At 57.2% G+C, this 26,062-nt stretch carries 25 protein-coding genes; 7 read left to right on the top strand and 18 right to left on the bottom strand.

All coding sequences use genetic code 11. The features are described from left to right. Positions 1-5: 5 nt before the first annotated feature. Positions 6-440, top strand: coding sequence for a ribonuclease HI (gene rnhA, locus QMZ18_RS17205; RefSeq protein WP_282607561.1), 435 nt, complete (start codon positions 6-8; stop codon positions 438-440). Between the two features lie 51 nt (positions 441-491). Here the strand turns inward: rnhA and QMZ18_RS17200 are convergent, their stop codons facing one another. Further along, positions 492-983: a LuxR C-terminal-related transcriptional regulator gene (locus tag QMZ18_RS17200; RefSeq protein WP_282607560.1), complete on the bottom strand. Its 492-nt coding sequence runs from the start codon at positions 981-983 to the stop codon at positions 492-494. Positions 984-1,418: 435 nt separating this feature from the next. On the opposite strand from QMZ18_RS17200, the gene QMZ18_RS17195 reads away from it, so the two are divergent. The 3 genes from QMZ18_RS17195 to QMZ18_RS17185 are packed head-to-tail and all read left to right on the top strand — an operon-like array spanning position 1,419 to position 4,147. Next, positions 1,419-1,613, top strand: a complete 195-nt coding sequence (locus tag QMZ18_RS17195; RefSeq protein ID WP_282607559.1) for a hypothetical protein — start codon at positions 1,419-1,421, stop codon at positions 1,611-1,613. A gap of 15 nt (positions 1,614-1,628) precedes the next feature. Continuing rightward, on the top strand, positions 1,629-3,074 hold the full coding sequence (locus QMZ18_RS17190; protein ID WP_282607558.1) for an ethylbenzene dehydrogenase-related protein: 1,446 nt from the start codon (positions 1,629-1,631) through the stop codon (positions 3,072-3,074). A gap of 5 nt (positions 3,075-3,079) precedes the next feature. Further along, complete coding sequence (locus tag QMZ18_RS17185; RefSeq protein WP_282607557.1) at positions 3,080-4,147, top strand: 2Fe-2S iron-sulfur cluster-binding protein; 1,068 nt, start codon at positions 3,080-3,082, stop codon at positions 4,145-4,147. Between the two features lie 92 nt (positions 4,148-4,239). Here QMZ18_RS17185 and QMZ18_RS17180 read toward each other — a convergent pair whose 3' ends face one another. The 3 genes from QMZ18_RS17180 to QMZ18_RS17170 all read right to left on the bottom strand — a co-directional run bounded on the left by QMZ18_RS17180 (position 4,240) and on the right by QMZ18_RS17170 (position 8,229). Continuing rightward, positions 4,240-4,725: a peroxiredoxin gene (locus QMZ18_RS17180; RefSeq protein WP_282607556.1), complete on the bottom strand. Its 486-nt coding sequence runs from the start codon at positions 4,723-4,725 to the stop codon at positions 4,240-4,242. Positions 4,726-4,900: 175 nt separating this feature from the next. Then, entirely contained in the window at positions 4,901-5,833 is a 933-nt protein-coding gene (locus tag QMZ18_RS17175) for an NAD(P)-dependent oxidoreductase (protein WP_282607555.1), read from the bottom strand. A 221-nt stretch (positions 5,834-6,054) separates the two neighbouring features. Then, complete coding sequence (locus tag QMZ18_RS17170; protein WP_282607554.1) at positions 6,055-8,229, bottom strand: protein-disulfide reductase DsbD; 2,175 nt, start codon at positions 8,227-8,229, stop codon at positions 6,055-6,057. A 294-nt stretch (positions 8,230-8,523) separates the two neighbouring features. Here QMZ18_RS17170 and QMZ18_RS17165 point away from each other — a divergent pair, with 294 nt between their 5' ends. Continuing rightward, the gene (locus tag QMZ18_RS17165; protein WP_282607553.1) at positions 8,524-9,096 is read left to right on the top strand and encodes a YqgE/AlgH family protein; all 573 of its coding nucleotides are present in this window, start codon (positions 8,524-8,526) and stop codon (positions 9,094-9,096) included. Between the two features lie 73 nt (positions 9,097-9,169). On the opposite strand, the gene QMZ18_RS17160 is transcribed toward QMZ18_RS17165, so the two are convergent. The 12 genes from QMZ18_RS17160 to coxB form a co-directional block, all read right to left on the bottom strand. After that, positions 9,170-9,787 carry a GNAT family N-acetyltransferase gene (locus tag QMZ18_RS17160; protein WP_282607552.1) on the bottom strand — a complete coding sequence of 206 codons (618 nt, stop codon included), beginning with the start codon at positions 9,785-9,787 and terminating at the stop codon, positions 9,170-9,172. A 6-nt stretch (positions 9,788-9,793) separates the two neighbouring features. After that, positions 9,794-11,050, bottom strand: a complete 1,257-nt coding sequence (locus QMZ18_RS17155) for a pitrilysin family protein (RefSeq protein ID WP_282607551.1) — start codon at positions 11,048-11,050, stop codon at positions 9,794-9,796. Next, positions 11,047-12,480 carry a threonine synthase gene (thrC, locus tag QMZ18_RS17150; protein WP_282607550.1) on the bottom strand — a complete coding sequence of 478 codons (1,434 nt, stop codon included), beginning with the start codon at positions 12,478-12,480 and terminating at the stop codon, positions 11,047-11,049. The genes QMZ18_RS17155 and thrC overlap by 4 nt, the downstream gene beginning before the upstream one ends. Before the next feature lie 137 nt (positions 12,481-12,617). Beyond that, positions 12,618-14,126: a carboxypeptidase M32 gene (locus tag QMZ18_RS17145; RefSeq protein WP_282607549.1), complete on the bottom strand. Its 1,509-nt coding sequence runs from the start codon at positions 14,124-14,126 to the stop codon at positions 12,618-12,620. Positions 14,127-14,206: 80 nt separating this feature from the next. Next, positions 14,207-14,950: an SURF1 family protein gene (locus tag QMZ18_RS17140; protein WP_282607548.1), complete on the bottom strand. Its 744-nt coding sequence runs from the start codon at positions 14,948-14,950 to the stop codon at positions 14,207-14,209. A 6-nt stretch (positions 14,951-14,956) separates the two neighbouring features. Continuing rightward, complete coding sequence (locus QMZ18_RS17135; RefSeq protein WP_282607547.1) at positions 14,957-15,340, bottom strand: DUF983 domain-containing protein; 384 nt, start codon at positions 15,338-15,340, stop codon at positions 14,957-14,959. A gap of 103 nt (positions 15,341-15,443) precedes the next feature. Next, the gene (locus tag QMZ18_RS17130; RefSeq protein ID WP_282607546.1) at positions 15,444-16,238 is read right to left on the bottom strand and encodes a cytochrome c oxidase subunit 3; all 795 of its coding nucleotides are present in this window, start codon (positions 16,236-16,238) and stop codon (positions 15,444-15,446) included. Between the two features lie 70 nt (positions 16,239-16,308). Beyond that, the gene (locus QMZ18_RS17125) at positions 16,309-16,947 is read right to left on the bottom strand and encodes a cytochrome c oxidase assembly protein (protein ID WP_282607545.1); all 639 of its coding nucleotides are present in this window, start codon (positions 16,945-16,947) and stop codon (positions 16,309-16,311) included. Next, positions 16,940-17,077, bottom strand: a complete 138-nt coding sequence (locus QMZ18_RS17120) for a hypothetical protein (protein WP_282607544.1) — start codon at positions 17,075-17,077, stop codon at positions 16,940-16,942. Before QMZ18_RS17120 ends, QMZ18_RS17125 begins: the two co-directional genes overlap by 8 nt. A gap of 5 nt (positions 17,078-17,082) precedes the next feature. After that, complete coding sequence (gene cyoE, locus QMZ18_RS17115) at positions 17,083-18,033, bottom strand: heme o synthase (RefSeq protein WP_282607905.1); 951 nt, start codon at positions 18,031-18,033, stop codon at positions 17,083-17,085. A gap of 79 nt (positions 18,034-18,112) precedes the next feature. Continuing rightward, a complete protein-coding gene (gene ctaD, locus QMZ18_RS17110; RefSeq protein WP_282607543.1) occupies positions 18,113-19,729 on the bottom strand; it encodes a cytochrome c oxidase subunit I in 1,617 nt (538 codons plus the stop codon). Positions 19,730-19,765: 36 nt separating this feature from the next. Continuing rightward, positions 19,766-20,692, bottom strand: coding sequence for a cytochrome c oxidase subunit II (gene coxB, locus QMZ18_RS17105; RefSeq protein ID WP_282607542.1), 927 nt, complete (start codon positions 20,690-20,692; stop codon positions 19,766-19,768). A 419-nt stretch (positions 20,693-21,111) separates the two neighbouring features. Between coxB and tldD the strand changes: the two genes are divergently transcribed. Continuing rightward, complete coding sequence (tldD, locus tag QMZ18_RS17100) at positions 21,112-22,545, top strand: metalloprotease TldD (protein WP_282607541.1); 1,434 nt, start codon at positions 21,112-21,114, stop codon at positions 22,543-22,545. Between the two features lie 240 nt (positions 22,546-22,785). Here tldD and QMZ18_RS17095 read toward each other — a convergent pair whose 3' ends face one another. Together QMZ18_RS17095 and QMZ18_RS17090 are read right to left on the bottom strand one after the other, a co-directional pair. Beyond that, a complete protein-coding gene (locus QMZ18_RS17095) occupies positions 22,786-24,168 on the bottom strand; it encodes a glutamate--cysteine ligase (protein WP_282607540.1) in 1,383 nt (460 codons plus the stop codon). Positions 24,169-24,243: 75 nt separating this feature from the next. Beyond that, positions 24,244-25,026, bottom strand: a complete 783-nt coding sequence (locus QMZ18_RS17090; protein ID WP_282607539.1) for a 16S rRNA (uracil(1498)-N(3))-methyltransferase — start codon at positions 25,024-25,026, stop codon at positions 24,244-24,246. 84 nt (positions 25,027-25,110) lie between these two features. On the opposite strand from QMZ18_RS17090, the gene ubiA reads away from it, so the two are divergent. Beyond that, a complete protein-coding gene (ubiA, locus tag QMZ18_RS17085; RefSeq protein WP_282607538.1) occupies positions 25,111-26,043 on the top strand; it encodes a 4-hydroxybenzoate octaprenyltransferase in 933 nt (310 codons plus the stop codon). Positions 26,044-26,062 lie beyond the last annotated feature (19 nt).

The following is a 26,062-nucleotide window of genomic DNA, read 5'->3' as shown; positions in this document are numbered from 1 at the left end:
ATCAGATGGATAGAGTGGAGATATTCACCGACGGCGCCTGCTCGGGCAATCCTGGTCCCGGCGGCTGGGGTGCCATCCTGCGCTACAAGGGAACCGAAAAGGAAATCTTCGGCGGCGAGGGAGACACGACCAACAACCGCATGGAAATGATGGCCGCCATATCGGCATTGGAAGCATTGACGCGTCCATCGAAAGTCGATCTGACAACCGACAGCAGCTACGTGAAAGATGGCATCACCAAGTGGATTCACGGCTGGAAGAAGCGCGGCTGGAAAACCGCCGACAAGAAGCCGGTGAAAAACATGGATCTCTGGCAGCGTCTGGAAGAAGCTCTGGCCCGTCACGACGTCGAATGGCATTGGGTCAAGGGGCATGCCGGGCACGCAGAAAACGAGCGCGCCGATGAACTTGCACGACAAGGTGTAGAACAATACCGCTGAACAGTTATCGTCGTCTTTGGGTTTAGGAAAAACGATAAGACTCTAAGGCACTCAATCCTCAGACGATTTTTCTCTTTGGGTAGCTTTTTCGTCGAAGTTCGTCGTCAAGACATCTTCCAAAAAAGTGGCCGACAACTCTGACCTGCCGCTTACCTTGGCCTTGCCGTAGATGCTTGTCGCCTGATGACGCACAGTCTTTTCCTTTACATCGCGCAGAGCACCAATCTCCGCGAAAGAAAAACCCTTAAGAAGAAGCCAAGCGACGTCAAACTCCGCAGGCGTAAGCTGCCACGACCGAAAACACTGCTCAACATGCTTGCTGAGTTCGCCTGAAAGCCGCTCAACCTGCTCTCGCTCGCGGCGCAAAGCCTGACGCAGCTCTACCCCGGCTTGAATTTCCAACCAGAGGAGCCAGACCAAGCCTAAAGTTGCGGCAAATTCGAAGATGTGGTGAATCTCGAACTGGCCGGGAAAATTTGTGAACTCTTCATAGAGGTCAGCCGAGAATGCGATGATGGCAACAGCCAAAACAGCAGTGCGCATTTGGTTGTTGCTCAGGGGCAAATCGCAATTCCTCCAGCCCGCTCTCGTTTGTGTCCAACGCTAAAAAGCGACGCAGTAATGGCCGCCTTTGACCCAACACCGGTAGAAGCGCGCGACAAGCGATGTAGCACCAAAAGACCCGCCTTTCCGGGCACACCCAACCTCTACATATCGGTGCCGGGCAACATCCGCAAGCGCTAGAAGCCAACGGCTTTCTCATTGCTAACGAGCCGATGCATGCGTGGTGGCACGAATGTGGCAATTCGAGATGTAATTCAGAGCATCGATCCCTCAAATTCTATCGGACAAACCTCTCATTCCAGCCAATCAAACCTCCTAAACACCTGAATTAGGCGCTTTGTCCCCTCGGCTGACACCTCTGCAAGGGTTTATTGCTCGTTGTGGCGCAGCGCAGGAATTTGAGGAGACAGCTTGATGGCACGTCCGAACAACGCAATACCGCAGAAAATTGACGCCCCGACCTTTCTATTGCATTGGTTACTGGTGCTGACTCTGTTGGTCAGTCTGGCGACTGGGCTTCGCATTGCCGCCGATACCGAGCAATCCAGCTGGGCTCAGGCGATTTCAGGGTTGTTGCCTCAAGGCGAGATCATCGGTTGGCATATCTGAGCAGCATTCGCGCTATTGGCTCTCTCTGCCAGCTATATCCTGTTTCTCCTTCAGGCCCGCCTCACCCAACGCGTGATCCTAAGTGAAACCTGGGTGCACAGCTTGCGGCAAGGTAATTGGCGGCAACGCTGGTCGGCGATCAACACCGCCCTCTATTGGATCGCATTTGCGAGCATTTTTTTCGCAGGCCTAACGGGTATTCTGCTGTATCTGGCGCCGGGTCTATTTCCCTACCAGACAGTGACAAGCGTTCATCAGGGCGCTGCTTGGACACTTCTCGCCTACTCCTTCGTCCACTTTGTCGCGCAGTTTCTTATGGGCGGGCTGCATCAACTTCTGAAGATTTTCTCCCCGCGCCGCGCTTATGGTGCCGCAGCAGTGACCGCTCTATTCGCGGCCGCTGGCACTGCCGCCGCCTTCTACGGCCTGGAACTCAGTACTGCACAAAGCCTCAAGGTCGTTAAGACCAACACACCACCAAAGCTCGACGGCATTCCGGACGATCCAGTGTGGGAACAAGCCGGCAGAGTCGAGATCATGACAGTGCGGGGAGCGAACCTGCCTGGTGGCGAGACCCCAGTGACGATCAGCGCTGCACACGACGGGAGCGACTTCTTCGCTCTCTTCGAATGGCGCGACAGCACACGCAGCCACAAACACCTGCCTCTCGTGAAGACCCAGGCAGGCTGGACGGTCCTGCAGCGGGAATTTGGAATCCAGGATGAAGATGACTACTACGAGGATAAGTTCGGGGTCATGTTGGCCTATAGCTCCCAATTGGCCGGTGCAGGTACGGCCCATTTGGGCGATCGTCCCCTACCCGGAAAACCCGGACCAGCCGGCGGACGCGGCCTCCACTACACAACCGACGGCTCTATCGTCGATGTCTGGCATTGGAAGTCCGTGCGCTCGGGATCGAGCGTTATGAATCAAATCGACGACAATCATTTCGGCCCACCGCTGGAGCCCAACCCAAAGAAACGCCGCTACACTGGCGGCTATACCCAGGATCCAAAGTCGGCTGGCGGGTTTAAGATGAACTGGGAATCTTTCAAAGAGGGAGTGATCCAACCCCTGCGCCTGCCAAAAGACCCGGGCTATCTCAAACGTTTCGCAGGCGTGGATCGAAACCCCGATGCCGGCGATGACGTGTCACTCTTCCTCCCGCTGGATCAAACGGTACCCTATGACGAAGCCCAGGATATTTATCCTGTCGGTACCATCATGCCGTCGGTTTTGGTCGCTGGGCCGTTCGAAGGAGACCGCGGCGACGTCCAGGCAGTTGCACGCTGGCAGGACGGCTGGTGGCGCATGGAGGTTCGGCGCAAGTTGGACACCGGTTCGAAGTATGACGTGGCATTGGTTGCGCAACAGCCGGTTTACCTCTGGGTAGCAACCTTCGATCACTCTCAGACCCGTCATTCACAACATCTCCACCCTGTTGAACTTGTCCTGGAGTAAGGCGGATGCTTGTGGTGCACATTCGCGACTGGCCGACACCGGTCCAATTTCGCCGAGGGACAATTCTTGATGCAGCCTTGAGCGGTGGCGTACCGGTCCCCTATCAATGCCGCAGTGGGCAGTGCGGCAGCTGCAAATGCCAACTGCTCGAGGGTGAGATTGAGCATGACGCCTATCTGCCTGAGGCGCTAAGTGAACGCGAGAGATCGAACGGCTGGGTACTTGCCTGCCGCGCCCGGCCGAAAACCGATATAAAAATCGATTGCAAAGGTAGGTTGGAACGTGAAGAACCGGTGCCGATCCGAGTGCGGGCAAGGGTCGAACGGCGCGAACGGCTGACAAACGACATCATCCGCCTCGTACTCGCACAGGAGGACTCGTCGTTGCTTTTTAAAGCGGGCCAGTTCGTAAAGCTCCGATTCGCCGGCTTGCCGCCCCGGAGCTATTCCATGGCCAGCTTGTCGGGACACAATCATCTTGAGTTCTACATACGGGAGATTGCTGACGGCAGAGTCAGTACGCACGTGGCCCGGCATCTTTCAATTGGCGATCCTGTCGCCATCGAAGGCCCCTACGGTGCAGCCTATCTGCGGTCTTCCTGCACGAAGGTGATCATTGCAGCCGCAGGGGGTAGCGGTCTCGCCCCGATCCTGGCGATTGCGCGCGAAGCAACACGAAACCTGATGCCCTGCCCGCTCCATCTATATTTTGGAGTCAGGCGTGAGTCCGACCTGTTCGCACTTTCTGCTCTGGCCGAACTGGCTGAACGAAATTCTCGCTTGTCGCTTCATATCGTTTTATCGGACCAGGCTGATGGCAATACCGCGTTTCGAACGGGTTTCCCAAACGAAGCAATCTCACTCGACTTTACCGATTTATCTCAAGCGCAGGTCTACTCTGCCGGCCCGCCTCCAATGGTTTCCGCGGTTGCACGAACCGCTCTGGCCTTGGGTGCCCAGACCGAACACATCTACAGCGACCCTTTCACGAACGATCAGGCAGCGATCGAACCTCCCGCGACAAGCATGATTACACGCGGGCTGAAGCTGCTGAGCCGAACACTCGGTCGTTGAGCGGCTGGGCAAAGAAAAACGACGGCTCCCTATGGAACCGCCGTTCATCAGCAGTCAGACCAGAAAGCCTGACAACATCAAAGCAAGTCGGCTTAGAGAGCTGCCATAACTGCTTCTGCGCTTGAGACTTCGAAGGCACCGGGCTGCTCAACGTTCAGGGTCGTGACTTTGCCGTCTTCGACAATCATGGCATAGCGCTGCGAACGCGTGCCCATACCGAACCCGCTGGCATCGAAATCAAGACCGATCGCCTTGGAGAATTCGGCATTGCCGTCGGCCAGCATAAGCACCGAACCATCAGCACCATGTTCCTTACCCCAGGACCCCATGACAAAGGCATCATTCACGGACAGGCAGGCGATGGTATCGACACCCTTTGCCTTGATCGCATCTGCATTGGAAACGAAGCCCGGCAGGTGCGATGCCGAACAGGTCGGCGTGTAAGCGCCGGGAAGAGCAAAAAGGACAACCTTCTTGCCAGCGGCGAACAACTCGTCCGTCGACATATCGTCGAGGCCGCTGTCGGTCTTATGTTTGAGCGTTACGCTCGGAATGCTATCGCCCACCTGAATAGCCATGTTGTTCTTCCCTTCTCTGGAATGTCACTTGCAACTGCACACAGATTGAACCCATGTGCGCGAATATCGGTTGGAAAGCAAAGATAAAGCCGCAGGCGGCCTTTTCCAAGCAGGTCGTTATGACAATTTCACTATGTGGGAGAACGAATTTTGTGTCCTGGCACCAGGTTGGAAATCAGGTCTCGCTGCTCTCCTGATAAAGACGGGCAACAGCAGAAAAATCTTCGGCGCCGAAACCCTTCGCCTGACCTTCTTTGAAACGATCGATCACCTGGTCGAGAAGCGGCGTGCTCATACCGATATCCGCAGCAAGATCTTGTGCCAACCCGGCATCCTTGGTCATAAGGTCGAGCATGAAGAGGGGCGAAAAATCACCTTCACGCATGCGCGGCACTCGTTTCTCGAAGTATTTCGAATAGGCAAATCCACCTGCGTTGCAAACCACGTCGTAAAAGCAATCCAAGTCGGTATCGGTTGCCCTGCAAAGCGCAACGGCTTCCGCAACGGCAACGGCGTTGGCGGCCACGAGTGTTTGATGTATCAGCTTGATTCGATTGGCCGAACCGGCAGGACCGGCATACTTTGTAAAGCGACCGAGCAGATCGAGTAGAGGTTGGATCCGCTCCAGCCCCTCAGATTCGCCACCAACAACGAAACCGATCTCACCGCTTTCCGCCTGAGGGATCGAGCCGAGCATCGAGGCATCCATATGGTGGGCTTCGCGTTTCAGTGCCGCGGCAGCAATTTTGCTGGTAACGAAGGAGCTCACCGTCGAACAATCCACCGTCACCTGGCCGGCTGACAGCGCATCGACGATACCACCGTCCTCTAGGTAGACAGCCTCGACAATCTGATTGTTCGGAAGACAGGTAAAAACGACCTTGGCCGATGCGACAACATCCGAAACGCTATCAACAGCCGTCACGCCTTCCAGTTCAGCGGCTCGCCGGGACTGATCGGGATTTACATCCCAGACCGTCATGGGCACGCCGTGTTTCGCCAGTACAGCTGTCATGGGAAACCCCATGGCGCCGACTCCGATGAAGCCTGATTCGATCACGATGGAGCGCCCCCTTTTTTCCCGCAACGAGACCAGAGCCTGATTCACGCTCTTGATTGTTTCTCCAAGAGCGATCGACCTCTAGTGAATTCCGTCGATTGCAATTAGATGACAATCAATGAATCCGATAATGCATACATTATACTGGGGTTTTGGGAAAATAACTAGAACAGGATTCGCGCATTCTGCTGATCCGGTAAAATCAAGCGACCTTTGGAATCAACTGGTGTTACCATATCGCAGAAAGCGAGACCGTTACCTCGACTGGTCTACTGCGATACCTCTCCCGAGGCCAACTTTGAACTTTCACCCGATGCCTTTTCAATGGCTTCGCGTACAGCCTCAATTGTCAGAAGTTCTGGAAGAGCAACACCTTCGGGCGCGCCCGGACCATAGATCGCGTTGAAGGGGATGCCGTAGCGGCCGAAGCTGGCGAGGTAAGCGGTTATCGACTCGTCGGGCAGGGTCCAGTCGCCGCGCATGGCCACGGTCGTCTCCTGGTCCAAGATCGCTTGAACCTCTTCAGTATCGATCACGAGTTTCTTGTTCACTTGGCAGGTAATGCACCAATCGGCTGTCACATCGACAAAGACAAGGGTGCCTTGCGAGACGAGGAGCGCAATCGCACTTTGATCGAGCGGACGCCAGCTATCCAGCACCACCTCTGCCTTTGGCGCTTCGGCGAAGCTGCGCGGCAACGCAAATACACCGAATGCCAGCGCCAAAGCGGCGATTGATACCAGCGCACCACCAGCCCGCGCCGGACCTCGTCCAAGCCACAGCACCACGCCCATGATGACCAGCAGGGCTGCGGCGATCCCTGCCGCGAGCGTGCCGATTTGACTGGCAAGTACCGTCAGGAGCCAGATTGCCGTAGCCAGCAGGGCAAGGCCGAGAACACGTCTCAGCGTTACCATCCACGCACCCGGTTTGGGCAGACTGCTGGCCAGGCCAGGCATAGTCGCAACCAGCAGGAAGGGTGCGGCGAGACCAATGCCGAGCATAGTGAAAATCAGGAATATCTCGGAGGCACCGCGTGCCAGGGCAAAGCTGACAGCGGTTCCCAGAAAGGGCGCCGAACAAGGGGTCGCCAAAAGCGTCGCGAAGGCGCCGCTGCCAAAATGGTTTGCGAGATTGCGAAACCCCGAAGGCTCGGTACCGCTCTGAGGGGCCGGGCGTCCGAGAACATCAGCCAAAGCAGACGGCAGACCGATCTCGAAAAAACCCATCAGGTTAAACGCAAAGAGAGAGACGACAAGTGTAATTGCGGTGAGAAACAACGGCTGCTGAAACTGAATCCCCCAGCCAACAGCCGCACCGCCGGACTTCAGGGCCACCGCAACTGCAGCAAGGACCAGGAAAGACGTGATAATGCCGGCGGCGGAGGCAAGGAAGCCAGCCCTTACGTCACGACGGCTACGCCCGCCCTGCTCGACGACCGACAGCAGTTTGATGGAGAGGACGGGCAGCACACATGGCATCAGGTTCAGGATCAGGCCGCCGAGAAAAGCGAAACCTAAGATCGGAAGCAGTGTTAAAAAGTCGAATTCCGCGACACCAGCTGCCATGCTTTGGAACCGGGCAATGGCCACCTGCTCCATCCCACTGTTGCCATCGGTCACAGTGACCGTCAGGCGTTTTCCCTCGATCACGCCCTCCGCAAGTGCAGTCTTGCCAATCGCGGCCAGCAGCGTCACCGTCTTGCCGCCATCGCTTAACTCAACAACGGGCTTGCCGAACGTAAAGCCCGGCGGCCCTTCCAACAGGAGATCCGGTTGGGAAAACGGAGTATTGGCCCGCGCAATCACCTCGAGTGACGGCGAATCCATTTCACCAACCAAAGATGCTGAGCCGAGTGTCCAACCCGCGCGGCTGCCATCATCAGGAACGAGCGCGGTGTAACTGTCGATCAGAAAACCTTCCGGCGAGCGGCTGTCAGGTCCCGCTGCCAGGTCGAGGGAGATTTCTTGATTGTGGGGAATGCAGATTTCGTCACAAACCAGATAGTTGATTTGTCCGCGTAGCTTCAAAGCTTCTCCAGCGCGCTCGACTTTGGCCGTGATGGGAAAAACAACCTCGTCGCCATAGCCGAAGGTCTCCAACCCAAAAAGCGAGAATCGATGCGGGACCGGCCAAAACTGCGAAAGCTCTGCCAGGTTGTCCGATGCTGACCAGTCGGTCATCGGTGGGAAGCCGGCATCCCCCGGTGAACGCCAGTAAATCTTCCAGCCGGGTTCCAGCTTGAAGTGAAGGCCTAGTTGTATCTCGCCGCTACTGCCAGCCGTAGCACCGGAAGACAGCAACCGCACGGACGCCTGATCGTTCTTCGCCCAAGGACCGGCTGCCGCCAATCCTGCGGCAGAATCGGCAATCGCGATGGGAATTGCCAAGGCCAAAATCGCGCAGAACTGGGCAAATCGCCGGTATAGGTGCGTTAACGGCAAGATTCTTTACATCCCTATTGAAACCATGTGAGATAATATAGGTGTGGATAGAGGTTCTGCACGCGTAACATTATCGTGTTGATGATTTGTTCGCGACTGCGAGCTTTGGCCGCAGGGTAGAGCCTGATTGGTTTTCTTTGAATGAAGGAAAGTTGTGGGTCAGTCTCAAGCTTAACAAGCAGGAGGATGATCTACATTCTTGATTGTTCCAATCGAGAACGACCGCACCCATAGTAAACGACGCGCAGGGCAGTAACCACTTGCGCTTCAACCTTTTTTGAGCGCTTAGGACCGATGAGCGAAGCTAGCGACGAAACCTCCCTTACGGGTCAACTTCTCATTGCCATGCCGCAGATGATGGACCCGAGATTTACGCGCACCGTCATATATGTTTGCGCGCATAACGATAACGGCGCCATGGGGCTGGTTATCAACCGGCTGGTCGGCGCCATCACCTTTCCAGATTTGCTGGAACAGCTTGGCGTGGCGCGCGGTGATGCTTCCGATGAGATCAAGGTGCACTTCGGCGGGCCAGTCGAATCAGCGCGCGGCTTTGTTCTGCACTCAGGTGAGTACATTCAGGACTCCAGTCTCCAGGTCGACGACGCGGTGGCGTTGACCGCGACAATCGACATCCTGCAAGACATGGCCAATGGTAACGGCCCGCGCCGCAGCCTGCTCGCACTGGGTTACGCCGGTTGGGGACCTGGTCAACTGGATGGAGAAATCCAAGCGAATGGCTGGCTGAATGCCAGCGCCGATGAAGATCTGATCTTTGACACCAGTCTGGATGACAAGTGGGAACGGGCAATTGGGAAACTTGGCATCGACGTCTCGATGCTTTCCGGCGAAGCAGGTCACGCCTGACCTCTTGTCCCCAAGATCCACTCCAATCTTATGAGATTGAGTGAATAGGACTCAAGATTGAGGATTCATATTCCTAGCTGGTCCAGCCGACCGGGTCGGAACTGCGTTGGCGCTGATCGTCCCTCAAAACCGCGAAAAGCACATGATCCTGCCATTGCGCATTGATCCGAAGATACTGCCGTGCGTAGCCTTCTTCGGAAAATCCGACTTTCTGTAACAAGCCCTGACTGGCTTCATTGATGGGTAGGCAAGCTGCTTCCAAACGATGAAGCCCAAGCTGGTCAAATCCATAATCCAGAACCGCGACCAAGGCCTCGCTCATAAAGCCCTGGCGTGCATGGCGCCTTCCGATCCAGTAACCGAGGCTCGCACACTGGGCGACACCCCGGCGCAGATTTGACATCGTAATCCCACCCAGCAGAGCATCATCTTCACCGCGAAATACAAAAAAACTGTATCCCACGCCTTGTCGCCATTCGCTGCCGTACTGACGCAGACGGCGTCGAAAGGCACCACGCGTCAGGGCGTCATAAGACCAAGTTGGCTCCCAGGGAGTCAAAAAATCCCTGCTCTGAGCCCGCACATCCGCCCAGGCCCGCCAATCGCTTGATTGCGGTGCCCGCAGGTAGACCCGTTGATTGATAAGGCGTAGCGACTTGGCATCCTGGGCACGGAAGTTCGACAACAGCACCGCTCTTCACCTCAGCCGGCTGACAATTTGATCAAAAGGCATAACTTCGCCGATCGGCCCCATGGTTGCTGCAGTCGGTGCCGATGCTATCATACGCCGCGCCAAATCAGCGATCCGAGTGCTGTCGACTGCCGAAATCTTTTCCACAATCTCAGCGGCACCGACCGGACGGCCGTAGACCAGGAGTTGCTGCGCAAGCTGCTCGCAGCGGGAACCGCTGCTCTCCCGGCTCATCAGGATTGAAGCCTTAAGCTGCGCGGCCGCGCGCGAAACTTCGTCTTCGCCGACACCTTCACAGAGCTTAAGCAGTTCGTCGCATATTACCGGCACCATCTCCGCTGCCTCGGCTTCGCCGGTACCGGCGTAAATTCCGAAAACCCCGTCATCACGATAAGACGAAGCAAAGGAGTAGATGGAGTACACAAGTCCCCGCTTTTCGCGAATTTCCTGGAACAGCCGTGATGACATGCCACCGCCGAAAAGCGTCGAAAGCAACAAAGCGGCATAGTAGTCAGGATCGTGATAATCGACGGCTTGGAATCCCAGCAGGAAGTGTACCTGCTCCAGGTCTCGGCTCTCCCGAAAATTTCCGCCCTTATAGTCGGCTTTTTCCTCGTCCAGGGAAGTGCCGGACCCCAGGCCGCCGAAGTGTGCTTCGACCAGATCAACGAACTTTCGGTGATCGACCTTTCCGGCAGCGGCGATCACCATGTTCTCCGCGCCGTAATGATTTGTCATATAGTCGCGCAGGGTGTCGCGCTGGAAGCCACCGACAATTTCACTGGTGCCGAGGACCGGGCGCCCCAAGGCTTGCGCCGGATAGGCGGTCTCCTGGAAATGGTCGAATATAATATCGTCCGGCGTATCAGCGGCCTGTCCAATCTCCTGCAAGACCACCGCCCGTTCACGCTGCAGTTCTTCCTGATCGAAAATTGAGGACTGAAGGATGTCGCCGATGATATCGACGGCTAATGGCACGTCTTCAGCCAGGACCCGTGCATAAAAAGCGGTGTTTTCACGGCTGGTATAGGCGTTCAGATGCCCGCCGACAGCCTCGATCTCTTCCGCGATCGCATAGGCAGACCGGCGTTTCGTGCCTTTGAAGGCCATATGTTCGAGCATATGGGCAACGCCGTTCACCGCCGCCGGTTCATGACGTGTGCCGACACCGACCCAGGCGCCGAGCGACGCGGTCTCCACCGTATCGATCCGATCGGTTGCGACCCGCAAGCCGTTGGAAAGCGTAGAAACCTCAATACTCATGCCGACTTCTCCGACGAAACTGCCGCTCCCTGGTTGGACGGCCAGCGATTGCTCTCCACAAAAGACATGAGTTGAGCCAGATCGTTCGGCAGGCTGGTCAGGCGCTCATCGCGCTCATAAAGATCAGAGAGGCCATCCGGCAGTTCCGGCCTGATACCGCAAGCGCGTTCGACCGCATCGGGAAACTTCGCAGGATGGGCAGTGGCCATCGCGACCATGACCGGAACGTCGTCCCGGCGTTTGGCGCGGGCGGCAGCAATACCGATTGCCGAATGTGGATCGATCACCTCACCTGTCGTGCGATGCAAACGCGCAACTTCGGCAAGGGTCATTTCATCGTCCAGGCGATAACCGTCGAACAAGCGCTGTGCACGTTGTAAGCGATCGGACGCCAACTCGAACCGGCCGGTGGAGCGGAAGTTGGACAGGGTCTCTGTAACTGCTGCGCCGTCCTGATCAAGAAGGTCAAATAGCAGGCGTTCGAAGTTGCTGGACACCTGAATATCCATGGAGGGCGACAGACTCGCTTCAACGGGCAGCATATCCATCGTACCGGTCTCGAAGAATCGGGTTAGAATATCATTCCGGTTCGAACCCACAATCAATTGCGAAACCGGCAAACCCATGCGGCCCGCAGCGTAGGCCGCAAAAACATTACCGAAGTTGCCGGTCGGCACAGAAAATCCGATGGGACGGTCAGGGGCACCCAGGGCAACGCCAGCCGCAAAATAATAGACGATCTGAGCCATGATGCGGGCCCAGTTGATTGAATTGACCGCCGACAACGAAACCCGGTCACGAAATTCGCCATCGTTAAACATGGCTTTTACTGCATCTTGGCAGTCGTCAAAGTTACCATCCAAGGCAATATTGTAGACGTTCGCCGCCTGCACAGTCGTCATCTGGCGGCGCTGAACTTCCGAAACCCGGCCTTGGGGATGCAGAATGAAGATGTCGATCTGGGAACGATCACGGCAGGCTTCGATGGCCGCCGAACCGGTGTCGCCCGAAGTCGCGCCGACAATCGTCACGCGCTCCCCGCGGCGGGTTAAAATATAGTCAAACAGACGCCCGAGTAACTGAAGCGCGAAGTCCTTAAAGGCCAGGGTCGGCCCATGAAACAGCTCCATGACCCAGAGGTCGGAATCAAGCTGTTTCAACGGCGCCACCGCGGCATGCCCAAAATCCGCATAAGCGTCGTCAATCAGGCCCTTCAGGTCATCCTCCGGAATGCTGTCGCCGACAAAAGGACGGATGATATGAAATGCCAGGTCCGGATAATTCATGCCGACGAAGGAGCGAATCTCCTTGGCTGAAAAGCTTGGCCAGCTCTCAGGCAGATACAGACCACCGTCCCGTGCCAATCCGGCAAGCAGCACATCATCGAACTTCAGGATCGGGGCATTTCCCCGCGTGGAGCGATACATCATCGGCGTTTACTCAAAAGATGGAGGAACAATTTAGACGCGGGCTGGGTCATCAGCAAGCCCGGCCAACGCCCATTCCCCACTGTAACGGCCGCTGCTGGACGATCCGCGGCAGCGACCCAGGGTTTGTGGGATAACAGTCAGTTAAGGTACCGGCTCGTCAGATGCGCTTTGAAGATCTCGGCATCGAGACCCTTGCCTGTCGCCTGTTCCAACAGTTCATCCGTGCTCAGCAATGAACCCTTGCCATGAACGTTTTCGCCCAGCCAGGCCATCAAGCGGCTGAAATCCCCCTTGGCAATGTCAGCGGGGATTTCCGGTTCAGCCGTCTTGGCGGCGGCAAAGAGCTGCGCTGCCGCCATGGCGCCAAGCGTATAGGTTGGGAAATAACCCCATGCGCCATCGTACCAGTGAATATCCTGAAGACAGCCCAGACGATCGTCGGGTGGCGTGATGCCAAGCAATTCCTGCAGGCCGTCATTCCACGCCGCGGGCAGATCGGCCAGCGACATCTCATCCGCAATCAACGCCTTTTCCAAGCGATAACGCAAAATCACATGGGCAGGATAGGTCACTTCATCAGCGTCGACTCGAATGAAATCCGGCTTCACCCGATTGTAAATCGCAAGAAGATTGGCCGGTTCCCAGGCCGACCCCTGACCGCTGAACGCGTCGCGCGCTAGCGGAGCGGCAAAGGTCATGAACTCGGAGCTGCGGCAGGCCTGCATCTCGATCAGCAACGATTGGCTCTCATGAACAGCCATGCCCCGCGCCTCACCCACGGGCTGCAACCGCCAGTCTTGCGGCAGGCCGCGCTCGTACAGCGCATGCCCGGTTTCATGCAAGACACCCATCAGGGCCTTCATAAAATCTTCGCTGTCGTAGCGCGTGGTAATGCGGACATCGTCCGGGACGCCGCCACAAAAAGGATGAAGGCTGACGTCTAACCGGCCATGTTCAAAGTCGAAGCCCACAGCCTGCATCATCTTGCGGGCCAACGATTCCTGAGCATCCAGGGCGAAGGGACCAGCGACCGCGATGGGTTGTGGCTTATCCGACTGACGATCCAGAACATCGGAGAGAAAGTTCGGCAGGAATGCGGCCAATTCATCGAAGATCAGATCGATTTTCTGAGAGGCACCACCGGGCTCGTATTGATCCAACAGAGCATCATAGAGAGAGCAGCCAAAAACTTCCGACTTGGCAGCAGCCGCTTCCCGGGAAAGATTGAGAACTTCGGTCATCGCCGGCAGGACGGCGGCAAAGTCGCTCTTCGGCCGTGCATCTCGCCAAACCATCTCGCAATTCTTGCCGGCTTTGGTCATGGCTTCGACCAGCCGCGAATCCAGGGCCGTCGCGTGGCGCCAGCGCCGGCGCATCTCGCGTAGATTCGCCCGCCGCCAAGTATCTTTTTGCCCGTCTAGCTCCTGTCCGTCTAACTCCTGTTCGGCCGCACCGAAGATCTCGGTCATTTCAGGAGCGGCCAGAAGTTCGTGGCAGGTCACGCTCAAAACAGCCAGCTGTTCGGTGCGCGCCTGGGCACCGCCCGCCGGCATCATAGTCGCCATATCCCAGTGCAGCATACCCGCGGCTTCACTTAGAGCATGCAAACGGCGAAAACGCTGTTGCAGGGTTTCATACGCGGTCATCGAACAGGTCTCGCTCCCGGTGCTGTTAATCTCATTGTGTTCTCAGATGAAGGCGCTCTGCGGAGCGTGTCCATGGCTGGTTACTCTTCTTCCGGCCGGAAATGGTAGACGAAGTAGACAGCAGCCAGAATCAATGCCAGCGCATACCAGGTCAGCACGTACTGAAAATGGTCGTTGCGCAACGTAATTCTGGTCTGCCCGCCAATCGGGTATCCCCCTGCATTTTCCGCCGGTCCCGCATCCAAGTAAGCCGTCTGGATCATATTTTCTAGGCCGGTTGCGACCGCCATGGCTTCGAAATCGACGTAGAACCAGAAGTTTTTGGCCGGGTCGTTATCCGGTCGAATGAAGTCGTAGCCCTTCCAGCCGCCCAAACGAAGCAATCCGTCAACGGTGCCATCTCCCTGGATCTGACCTTCACTTCGGGTTTCTGGATCGCGTTTCTCGCTCGGCACCCAGCCCCGGTCGATCAGCAGGACGCGCCCATCCGACATCTGGAAAGGGGTAACGATATGCTGCCCCACATTGCCGTTCAGAGAGCGGGCCGCGAGGTAGAGTTCCTTGTCGTGCAGGAAACGGCCCGTCACTTCGACATGAAAGAATTCCTTTTCCGCGGGCACATCGAGGACTTCGGAAACGGGAACAACGGGCGCATGCGCCCGCTCCTGACGCAGCTCGATTTGCTCTTGCTTCCACTGCAATCGCTGGACCTGCCAGGTCCCCAGACCGAGCAAAATAATTAGGGCCGGAATTGTGACGGCTGTTGCCCAGAAACTGGGCCGGAACCGGCGCTTGCCGCCGAAGGAACTCTCAGGTGCTGACATGAAAACTCAATCGTAGTCGATACTGCCGGAATCGCTGGCTTTGTGCTTGAACTGCAAAGCGATCATCAAGCCTTTCAGCGGGCGCAGCAGGCCGATTGCGCCGCCCAGGATAACTGCGGGCCAGATTGCCATATGGACCCACATGGGTGGTTCGGCCTTGGCTTCAAGCAGCAGAGCCATCGGTACCACCAGGAAACCGAGAATAAAAATAATAAAGACAGCGGGGCCATCACCGCTGTCCGACTTCTCAAGATCCACTCCGCAAACCGAACAGCTCTTCGCCACAGTCAGAAAACCGTCGAACAGCTTACCCTGGCCGCACCTGGGACAGCGGCAGGCCAGCCCGGTTTTGACTGGCGACGGTGATCCATAATCCTTGTTGTCCGCCATGGAGCACTCTCGGGGTTAGTTAGGAATCAAAAGGGGCGGCGCAAATTTTCGACCGCCCCCCCGATTGCGTCAAAAGCCCCTTGTTCGGCGCCGGTAGCGCGGATCAGCCGCCCCACCAGTAGACACAGGCGAAGAGGAAAAGCCAGACGACGTCGACGAAATGCCAGTACCATGCAGCAGCTTCGAAACCGAAGTGGTGATCTGGCGTGAAATGGCCTTTCACTGCACGTACCCAGCATACTGCGAGAAAAATAGTCCCTATTATCACGTGAAAGCCGTGAAAACCGGTCGCCATGTAGAAGGTCGAGGGGTAGATGCCGTCGGTAAAGCTGAAGGCAGCGTGGCTGTACTCGAATGCCTGCAGAGCGGTGAAGAAGACACCCAATATGACCGTTATTCCCAGCCCGGCGAGAAGCCCGCGGCGGTCGCCTTCCTGCAATGCGTGGTGTGCCCAGGTAACGGTACAGCCCGACAGCAGCAGGATCAGGGTGTTAAGGAACGGGAGATCAAAAGCTTCGAAGGTTACGACACCTTCGGGAGGCCACATGAAGCCGGTGGCTTCCTTCGGAAACAGCGAAGCGTCGAAGTATGCCCAGAAGAATGCGGCAAAGAACATCACTTCAGAAGCGATGAAGAGGATCATGCCGTAGCGCAGGCCGATCTGAACGATCGGAGTGTGGTGTCCCTGGAAGGTCGCTTCATTGACCACCTGAGCCCACCAGCCGTACATGGTCACAAGCACCATTGCGAAGCCGACGGCGACAAGCCACGGCGTAATGTCGTGCATCAGCAGCACCAGCCCAACGGCCAGAATGCCGGCCGAAATAGCGCCGATCAGAGGCCAGGGGCTAGGATCGACCAGATGGTAGGGATGTTGCTGTTCGTGGGCTGCGCTCATGATCTTCCTCTTAGCACCTCACGCCGATCTTACGATACGGCGTCCGTTAAGCAAAACTGCTTCGCCTTCACTAATTCACCTCGGTCGCGGAACCCGATCCGCTTCCAAGCCTGTTTTCCGTCGTCTTCTGTTCTTCTTCCGCCGACTCGTCCAGATCGTCAAGATCGCGGAAAAAGGTGTACGACAAGGTAATGGTATTCACATCATCCAAGTTCGGGTCGTCGAGAATAGCGGGATCGACGAAGAAACTCACCGGCATATCCAGTTCCTGGCCAGGCTCCAAGCGCTGCTCCGTAAAGCAGAAGCAAGCGACTTTGCTGAAGTACTGCCCGGCCTTTAAAGGCGTAACATTGAAGGTCGCCGTTCCGGTAACAGCGCGCCCTCCGACATTCTTGGCACGATAGAAGGCAAGGCGGTTTTCACCAACCTTAACCTGCACTTCCCGCTGCACCGGACCAAAGCGCCAGGGCAGCTTGTCGTTCACATCCGCATTGAAGCGCACGGCTATGACGCGTTCGCTGACTTCAGCCGGGGCCACATCGGCGACCTGTGTGGTTCCCCCCCAGCCCGTCACCTGGCAAAAGAGGCGGTAGAGCGGCACCGTCGCAAAAGACAAACCGATCATACCGAACACGACACCGCCCAGAACAAGCGCTGTGCGCGCGTTCTTGCGCCCTTTACCTGTTGTCTGCAGCTTGTCGTCAGCCACTGTACATTCCCATGCGAACAATCGACACGAAGTAAACCAACACGATGAAAGCGACCAGTGCCGCAAGAAGAGTCCAGTTCTTCGCCTTCTGCCGGCGATGCACTTCGCTCCGTTCCTCTTTCTCAAGCATCGCCATCACCCTCCCAGCCCAATCTGCATGCTTCCATTAAACCCGAGATTCGAGAGAACACCGGGGGCGCGGTCAAGCATCAGGAGCGCAAAGAGCGCAAAGAGATAGACGATGGAAAAGCCGAACATTTGTTTGGCGTAACGAACGCCGTCATCGCGCAAGACCTTCACGGCAAGATGGAGGAATCGCAATCCCAGGAGTGTCGCGGCGAGACCATAAACAATTCCCGCTGTCCCCAGAACGCTGGGCAACAAGGTAATCGGCACCAGCACGAGAGTATAAAGCAGCATCTGGCGTTTGGTCGCCGCAATACCCGCAACGACGGGCAGCATCGGCACACCGGCCTTGGCATAGTCACCTTCACGAAACAAAGCCAGCGCCCAAAAGTGGGGCGGCGTCCACATGAAGATGATCAGAAACAAAATGGAAGACTGAAGATCCACGGAGCCAGTCACTGCCGCCCAGCCGATCATCGGCGGAAAGGCGCCAGCAGCGCCACCGATCACGATGTTATGCGGCGTACTGCGTTTCAGCCACATAGTGTAGACAAAGACGTAAAACCCGCTGGCGAAGGCAAGGAGTACCGCAGCTGTCCAATTGACGGCAAGTCCCATCAGCATCACTGAGAACAGGGTGAGAGTAACGCCGAAGCTCAGTGCCTCGTCCGGAGATACTCTGCCCATCGGAAGTGGCCGGGATTTGGTACGTTCCATGATCGCATCGATATCGCGATCATACCACATATTGATGGCACCCGCGGCACCTGCACTGACGGCGATGCAAAGCACCGCGACCGCCGCAAGAAACGGATGCAGATGGCCTGGTGCCGCAATCAGGCCTGCGAGTCCTGTGAAGACCACGAGAGACATCACGCGCGGTTTCAGCAGCGCTATAAAGTCACCGACACGGGCACCGTCCGCAAGAACGACGCCCGTTGTCTCAGCCTTGATGTCAATCGACGTATCCGTCACGGCACTGACTTACCTGTTCTCACAAGCCGCCGGCCCAACGGGCCAGCGGCGTTCACTGAATGAGTTACTTGATTTGCGGCAACTCGTTGAAGGTATGGAACGGCGGCGGTGAGGGCACCGTCCACTCGAGCGTCGTCGCTCCTTCTCCCCAGGGATTGGCCTGGGCTTTCCGGCCTGCCGCGAGCGTGTAAAGCAGGATTACGACAAAGAAGACCGAGCCAGCGAAGGATATGTAGGAACCGATCGACGAAACATAGTTCCAGCCGGCGAAAGCTTCCGGGTAATCGATATAGCGGCGCGGCATCCCCTGCAGCCCCAGGAAGTGCTGCGGGAAGAAGGTCAGGTTCACGCCGATAAAGGTGACCCAGAAATGCAGCTTGCCCGCCCACTCGGGATACTGCCGCCCGGACATCTTGCCCAGCCAGTAATACATCGCTGCGAAGATCGCGAAGACGGCTCCCAGGCTCAGCACATAGTGGAAATGCGCCACCACATAGTAGGTGTCATGCAGCGCCAGATCGATGCCGGCATTCGCCAGCACAACGCCGGTCACGCCGCCAACCGTAAAGAGGAAGATAAAGCCGATCGCCCAGAGCATTGGCGTGTCAAACCGCAGCGAGCCGCCCCACATGGTCGCGATCCAGGAAAAGATCTTGATGCCGGTCGGCACCGCGATCACCAGGGTCGCCGCGGTGAAGTAGGCCCGGGTATCGACGGACATGCCCACGGTGAACATGTGATGCGCCCAAACCACAAAGCCGACGAAGCCGATAGAAACCATGGCATAAGCCATACCCAGGTAACCGAAAATCGGCTTACGGCTGAAGGTCGAGACGATGTGGCTGATGATGCCGAAGGCCGGCAGGATCATGATGTAAACTTCGGGGTGACCGAAGAACCAGAAAAGATGCTGGAACAGGATCGGATCACCGCCACCGGCAGGATCGAAGAAGGTCGTGCCGAAGTTACGGTCGGTCAGCAGCATGGTGATCGCGCCACCGAGAACCGGCACCGCCAGAAGCAGCAGGAAGGCAGTGATCAGCATCGACCAGACAAACAGCGGCATCTTGTGCAGTGTCATGCCCGGCGCGCGCATGTTGAAGATAGTCGTGATGAAGTTGACCGCACCCAGGATCGAAGACGCACCCGCCAGGTGGAGCGAGAAAATCGCCATGTCGACCGACGGCCCGCCATGTCCTAGCTTTGCGGACAATGGCGGATAGACCGTCCACCCCGTCCCTGCCCCCTGATCGACGAAGGCCGAACCAAGCAGCAGGCCGAAAGCCGGAACCAGGAGCCAGAAAGAGATATTGTTCATGCGGGGGAAGGCCATATCAGGCGCGCCGATCATCAACGGCACGAACCAGTTGCCGAACCCGCCGATCAAAGCCGGCATGACCACGAAGAACACCATGATCAAACCATGGGCCGTGATCACCACATTCCAGAACTGGCCGGGATCGGCAGCGGAGCCGAACATATCGCTGACGCCGGGGTTCTGAAGCTCGGCACGCATCATGACAGAGAAGACGCCGCCGATCAGACCGGCGATGATCGCGAACAGCAGATAAAGCGTCCCGATGTCCTTGTGATTCGTTGAGCAAAACCAGCGTACAAAAAATCCGGGCTTGTGATCGTGATGATCGTCGTGGCCGTGGGCCGCGGTCGTTTCGTTAGCCATATCTTCCACCTCTCTAGGGCTCGTCGCGCGGCTTGTTTACTGGGCGCCGATTTCGTTCATGTTCTGGTTCACAGGATCGGCAGCGTTCTCACCGCCCTCGGGCCCGGACTGGGCTACACGAACCGTCGGCGCCGGTCCATCGACCCTCGCGAATTCTTCCTTAGCCGTTTCCACCCACGCCGCATACTCCTCCTTGGAGACGATCGTGAACATGATCGGCATGTAGGAATGACGCGTGCCACAGATCTCGGAACACTGACCGTAAAAGGTGCCGGTGCGGTCAAAGTAGACGGCCGTCTCATTGATCCGGCCCGGAACCGCATCGATCTTGCGTTGTTGGGTCGGCATGGCGAAAGCATGAAGTACGTCACCTGCCGTAACCAGAACCCTGATCTTCGTATCGACCGGAAGAACGACCGCGTTATCGGTCTGCAGCAAATACGGCTGTCCGTCCTCTAGATCCTCTTTTTCCACCATGTAGGCGTCAAAGGTGAAATTGCCGTGGTCCGGATACTCATACGACCAATACCACTGCTTTCCGATCGCTTTGATCGTCATCTCGGCATCGTCGACTTTTTCCTGGTTATAGAGCAGGCGGAAAGACGGGATCGCGATGACCACCAGGATGATGACCGGCACCGCGGTCCAGATCACTTCGATCAGCGTGTTATGAGTCGTTTTGGAAGGATTGGGGTTACGCTTTTCCGAGAAACGGAACATGACGTAAAGAAGAAGGATCAGAACGAAAACCGTTATCGCGGTAATAATGACCAGCAGCTCAGTGTGGAAGAGCTCAATCTCATTTGCGTTCGGCGACGTCGGATTCTGGAAACCCAAACCCCAGTTTTTCAGGCCGTTGAGATCTGCGGGTTCAGCGAGCACTGTGCCCGAAACAATCGCGGCCATGCTCGCAACCAAGGCGAAAACGCCGGCGATGAGAGCTCCACGCTTCAAAAACGCCATGTAATTCTATCCTGTCTTCTATCGGGTAAGGTACCCATGATCGATCTGGCAACCCCGGCACCCAAGTAATCGAATCCCCTCGCCGGTGCCCCCTAGCTTGGTTGCGCGGCAACCTAACGCAGCCTGTCCGTCCCGACAAGCCTCGGAAACGGGTCTTTAGTCGCAGAAACCTCGGTATTTCCGGTTGCGGGTCTTATACTCAGTTTATTAAGGATTGGGCACTATGCGACGTAATGTCGCAAACTAAGTTGGGGTGCTCAGGATTTTGTTGGCGAAACAGGGCGAAAATCACCTGTTTTCGCTGGCTTTCAGCCCCCTCGATAACTAGGTGTATAGACGACTTAGCACGCTGCTGATCCGCGTCCCGCCTGGTAAGGCCTCAGGGACGCAACAGCCAAGCTTGAACACGGAGTTTCTTGATGAGCCATGTTGCCGATACGGACGATATCTTTTACGCCCGCGCCGGGCTTGACCGTAACCGTCTCGAATCGATCGTCGACGATGCCCTGACCGGCGCCGACGACGGAGAGCTTTATCTTGAATATTGCCAGTCCGAAGGCTTGGCATTTGATGACGGGAAGCTCAAGAGCGCGAGCTTCGATACGACCCAGGGCTTCGGTTTGCGTGGCATTTCAGGCGAAGCCGCGGGTTATGCGCACGCCAGCGAGCTGTCCGAAGCAGCCATAAAACGCGCGGCGGAGACGGTCAAAACGGTCAACGCGGGCCATGGCGGTACCATGGCCGAGGCACCGCAGGGCACCAACGCCAAGCTCTACAGCGATATCAATCCGCTGAACGAGGTCGCCTTTGACGCTAAAGTCAAACTTCTGGCGGACATCGACGCTTATGCGCGCGCTAAGGACCCGAGGATCGTCCAAGTTAGCGCCTCGTTGTCCGGTGAGTGGAGTGCGGTTCAGATTTTACGGACGGGCGGCGAACGCATGGCCGACATCCGTCCACTGGTGCGCCTGAACATCTCCGTCGTGGTAGCCGAAGGCGACCGCATGGAAAGTGGCGGCTACGGCGGCGGCGGACGTTTCGCATACGACAGCCTGCTCGAACCTTCCTATTGGCAAGGCGGTGTCGACGAGGCTTTGCGACGCGCACTTGTAAATCTCGAATCCGTCGCTGCACCTGCAGGTGAAATGCAGGTCGTTCTGGGTTCCGGCTGGCCCGGCATTCTGTTGCACGAAGCCGTCGGGCATGGCCTCGAAGGGGATTTCAACCGCAAGAAAACCTCCGCCTTTTCCGGACTGATCGGTGAACGGGTTGCCGCTCCGGGCGTCACCGTCGTGGACGACGGCACCATGATGGACCGACGCGGGTCGCTTACGATCGACGACGAAGGCACACCAACCCAGTCCACCACCCTGATCGAGGACGGTATCCTGGTTGGCTATATGCAGGATCGGCAAAATGCCCGGCTGATGGGCATGACTCCAACCGGAAACGGACGCCGTCAAAGCTACGCCCACATCCCCATGCCACGCATGACCAATACAGTCATGCTTGCGGGCGAGCGTGACCCCGGCGAAATCCTGACATCGGTGAAAGACGGCCTCTACGCAGCGAATTTCGGCGGTGGGCAGGTCGATATCGTTTCAGGCAAGTTCGTCTTCTCCTGCACCGAAGCTTATATGATCGAAAACGGAAAACTCGGCGCACCGGTGAAAGGCGCGACGCTGATCGGCAATGGGCCTGACGTCATGAAGAAGATCTCCATGATCGGAAACGATCTGGCGCTCGATGACGGCGTAGGCACCTGCGGTAAGGAAGGGCAAGGCGTCCCGGTCGGCGTCGGCCAGCCATCAATCCTGATCGATGGCATTACCGTCGGCGGGACCGCGGCCTGACACTGCGGAAGCAAGATCGAGCAGTTCGCCAAAATAGAAGTAATTCTACTTTTGGGCGCCGCTGTTAATGGCTTCTTAAGACATCGGGACGCAGGATATAGTCATAGTCTCCTAAACACCCTCGCTAATAGAGAGCCGCAGTTTCCCCCGACTGCGGCTCTCTTTCCCTTTTGAGCGGACCGCACCCTGCACCGATTCAGTGAAAACCAATCAGACTCTAAGGTACGGGTTTGCGAAGGTTTAATAGGCGTACTGTTCGAACAAGGGGTCGATTCGCCCGCCCCACTCGCCATGGAACTGTTCCAGTTGCTCGTCCGCGGGCGTTTTTCCACTCTCGGCAACCTTCTTGAGCGGTGCCACGAAGTGCGTTTCATCCAGCAAGCTGCTGTCGAGCCGATTGCGGTGTCTCAAGCCCTGCTCCGCCAAAGCCACCATTTGCTGCGCGACTTCGCGAACACTTGAGTTTTGGAACGGCGTCGCCAAAGCCTGGCGCGGCACCTCGGCGCGAAGGTAGTCGTGATCTTCCATGGTCCAGTTCTTGACCATGTCCCAGGCTGCGTCGAGTGTTTCCTGGTCGTAGAGCAAGCCGACCCAAAGCGCGGGAAGGCCGCAAAGCGAGCGCCAGGGACCGCCATCTGCACCACGCATTTCGATGAATTTCTTCAGTCGGACTTCCGGGAACAGGGTCGTAAGATGATCGGCCCAATCGCCCATGGTCGGCAGCTCACCCTTCCGCCCGGGAAGATTACCCGCCATGAAGTCGCGGAACGACTGTCCGCTGACATCAACATAGGTGCCGTTGCGGTAAATGAAGTACATTGGAACATCGAGAACATAGTCGACATAACGCTCGAAGCTCATGTCCTCGTCAAACACGAAGCTGGGCACGCCACAGCGATCCGGATCGGTGTCGGTCCAGATATGGCTACGATAGCTCAGGAAGCCATTCGGCTTTCCATCGGTAAAGGGCGAGTTGGCAAAGAGCGCTGTAGCTATCGGCTGAAGAGCAAGGCTTGTTCTGAACTTCTTGACCATGTCGGCTTCGGACTCGAAATCCAGATTTACCTGAACCGTGCAGGTTCTCAGCATCATGTCGAGACCAAGGTTACCCTTCTTCGGCATGTAGGAACCCATGATCTTGTAACGGCCTTTGGGCATCCAGCTGATGTCACTCCGGCCCCATTTGGGCTGAAAGCCCACACCGAGCATATGTACGCCGAGCGGTTCAGCCACCTCTTTGACCTGCGCCAGATGGGTATGAACCTCATCGCAGGTCTGATGGATATTTTCGAGCGGCGCGCCCGACAGTTCGAACTGCCCCCCTGGTTCCAATGTGATGCTGCAGCCATCCTTGGTGAGCGCGACCGGATTGCTGCCTTCGCAAATCTTCTGCCAGCCGAAACGATCGCTCAGGCCTTCGAGAAGCGCGCCGATTCCAGCCTCTCCGTCATAGGGAAGCGGCCGCAAATCGCGTGTGTTGAAGGCGAACTTCTCGTGTTCGGTCCCAATGCGCCAATTGCTCCGCGGCTTGCAGCCAGCGGCGAGATACTCGACCAGCTGAGACTTACTGGTGATCGGAGGGTTATCGGCGCCGGTGGCGACGGATTCGGGTTGCGCGGACATTAACTTCCCCAGCTGATAAATCGATTCGCGGCCGAGCCACGATCCTGCAGCACATTGTTACGCTTTAGCCGTCAATCAAGCATCCGTTCGATGCGGCGGCCGTTTTTCCCAATCGCCAAGCACAGCCTGCCAACAGGCAAGCGCCGCTACGGCAGCGGTATCGGCCCTGAGGATACGTGGTCCAAGGCCGACAGACGTAACAAAGGGCAGTTTTGTTAAGGCGTCAAGTTCACCTTTAGTAAAGCCTCCCTCAGGACCGGTCATCACGGCCCACGGCGCCCTGCCCGCTTGGCTGTCTTCAGCACGAACTTCGTGCAAGGCGTCGGCGACCGGCTGCGCCACCCCCGATTCCGCGCAGAGCAGCATCCGCCGATCAGCTGGCCAGCTATCAATAAGTGCGTCGAGCGAAATCACGTCTCGAACCGCCGGCAGGCTCATGCGCTCGCACTGCTCGGCTGCTTCGCGCGCGTTGGCGGCAAGCCGTTCGCTGTTGACCCGGGAGACGTCTGTGTAGCGGGTAAACACCGGTTGTAGGAGCGAACAGCCGAGCTCGACAGCTTTTTCAGCGACAAAGTCGAGGCGTGCCCGCTTGATTGGCGCAAATACCAGCCAGAGATCGGGTTCTGGCTCTGGCCTTCGGCGCAATTCGATCACCTCCAGCGAGCACCAGCCTTTCCCGATGCCATCGATGCGGGCCGACCATTCGCCATCCCGACCGTTGAAGACCGCGAGCATCGCCCCAGGCTTCAGGCGCAGGACCGAACGCAGAAAGTGCGATGCGGCGTGGTCAAGCCCGACAGCCGTTCCCGATTCAAGTGGTGCGTCAATATGCAGTCTGGTCTCAATTTTCGCGGCCATGGTACTACCGGCTTTCCTATGGGCTTTTCGTGAGCTCGCAGGGGGAGTAAAGAATAGGCCATGCGCAGCACAGGAAACGCAACGGTGAATGACACGACGATCAAAAGCGATATCGTCCGAAGCCACTGGACCTTGCGCCTGACACCCAAATCCGTCTGGCCCTACATCAAGCTCGCCCGGCTCGACCGGCCGATCGGTGTCTGGCTTTTGCTGTTTCCCTGCTGGTGGAGCCTTGCCATGGCGGTCTCGGTGCCGGGCACCGACCTGCCCTACGGAACGTTCCTGTGGCTGCTGTTGCTGTTCGGTGCCGGCGCCCTGGTTATGCGCGGCGCGGGCTGCACCTTTAACGATATCGTGGACCGTGACTTCGACATCAAGGTCGCACGCACGTCCGACCGCCCCATCCCCAGCGGTCAGGTCACGACACGACAGGCCATTGCGTTCCTGGGCCTGCAGCTGTTTATCGGCCTGATCATCCTGCTTCAGTTCAATTTCTACGCGGTGGCCGTCGGCGTGGCGTCACTGCTGCTGGTCTTCACCTATCCGTTCATGAAGCGGATCACCTATTGGCCGCAGGCCTGGCTGGGACTGACCTTCAATTGGGGCGCGCTGGTTGGTTGGGCCGTCGTTCAAGCCGGGCTGGACTGGCCAGCCCTGATCCTTTATGCGGCCGGAATCGCCTGGACTCTGGGTTACGATACTATCTACGCCCACCAGGACAAGGAAGACGATGCGCTGATCGGTGTGAAGTCCACCGCGCTCAAGTTCGGCAACGCGACCAAACCATGGCTTTGGCTGTTTTATGCGCTTACCAGCTTAATGTTGGCCGCAGCCGGGACCAGCCTGGAACTTCCCTGGCCCTACTGGCTCGCACTGGCAGCCGTCAGCGCACATTTTTGCTGGCAGATCGTGACCCTGGATATGGATGACCCGCATGATTGCCTAAGCAAGTTTAAGTCAAACAGGCAGGTGGGATGGATCCTGTTCGTCGGCCTGCTCGTTTCCAACGGCATTTAGATCCGGCAGCGGACAGAAA

Source organism: Pelagibius sp. Alg239-R121 (assembly GCF_947331435.1).
Lineage (GTDB): Bacteria > Pseudomonadota > Alphaproteobacteria > Kiloniellales > Kiloniellaceae > Denitrobaculum.
The sequence above is the reverse complement of the archived record's forward strand: the minus strand, read 5'-3'. Positions and strand labels throughout refer to the sequence as shown.

Excerpts from the sequence above, each read along its gene's own strand:
- QMZ18_RS17180 (WP_282607556.1), bottom strand. The coding sequence starts at position 4,725 with ATGGCTATTCAGGTGGGCGATAGCATTCCGAGCGTAACGCTCAAACAT.
- QMZ18_RS17165 (WP_282607553.1), top strand. The coding sequence starts at position 8,524 with ATGAGCGAAGCTAGCGACGAAACCTCCCTTACGGGTCAACTTCTCATT.
- thrC (WP_282607550.1), bottom strand. The coding sequence starts at position 12,480 with ATGATGTATCGCTCCACGCGGGGAAATGCCCCGATCCTGAAGTTCGAT.
- QMZ18_RS17195 (WP_282607559.1), top strand. The coding sequence starts at position 1,419 with ATGGCACGTCCGAACAACGCAATACCGCAGAAAATTGACGCCCCGACC.
- coxB (WP_282607542.1), bottom strand. The coding sequence starts at position 20,692 with ATGGCGTTTTTGAAGCGTGGAGCTCTCATCGCCGGCGTTTTCGCCTTG.
- QMZ18_RS17140 (WP_282607548.1), bottom strand. The coding sequence starts at position 14,950 with ATGTCAGCACCTGAGAGTTCCTTCGGCGGCAAGCGCCGGTTCCGGCCC.
- QMZ18_RS17155 (WP_282607551.1), bottom strand. The coding sequence starts at position 11,050 with ATGAGTATTGAGGTTTCTACGCTTTCCAACGGCTTGCGGGTCGCAACC.
- ctaD (WP_282607543.1), bottom strand. The coding sequence starts at position 19,729 with ATGGCTAACGAAACGACCGCGGCCCACGGCCACGACGATCATCACGAT.
- rnhA (WP_282607561.1), top strand. The coding sequence starts at position 6 with ATGGATAGAGTGGAGATATTCACCGACGGCGCCTGCTCGGGCAATCCT.
- QMZ18_RS17200 (WP_282607560.1), bottom strand. The coding sequence starts at position 983 with ATGCGCACTGCTGTTTTGGCTGTTGCCATCATCGCATTCTCGGCTGAC.
- QMZ18_RS17090 (WP_282607539.1), bottom strand. The coding sequence starts at position 25,026 with ATGGCCGCGAAAATTGAGACCAGACTGCATATTGACGCACCACTTGAA.
- QMZ18_RS17095 (WP_282607540.1), bottom strand. The coding sequence starts at position 24,168 with ATGTCCGCGCAACCCGAATCCGTCGCCACCGGCGCCGATAACCCTCCG.
- QMZ18_RS17185 (WP_282607557.1), top strand. The coding sequence starts at position 3,080 with ATGCTTGTGGTGCACATTCGCGACTGGCCGACACCGGTCCAATTTCGC.
- QMZ18_RS17120 (WP_282607544.1), bottom strand. The coding sequence starts at position 17,077 with ATGCTTGAGAAAGAGGAACGGAGCGAAGTGCATCGCCGGCAGAAGGCG.
- QMZ18_RS17135 (WP_282607547.1), bottom strand. The coding sequence starts at position 15,340 with ATGGCGGACAACAAGGATTATGGATCACCGTCGCCAGTCAAAACCGGG.
- QMZ18_RS17145 (WP_282607549.1), bottom strand. The coding sequence starts at position 14,126 with ATGACCGCGTATGAAACCCTGCAACAGCGTTTTCGCCGTTTGCATGCT.
- QMZ18_RS17130 (WP_282607546.1), bottom strand. The coding sequence starts at position 16,238 with ATGAGCGCAGCCCACGAACAGCAACATCCCTACCATCTGGTCGATCCT.
- tldD (WP_282607541.1), top strand. The coding sequence starts at position 21,112 with ATGAGCCATGTTGCCGATACGGACGATATCTTTTACGCCCGCGCCGGG.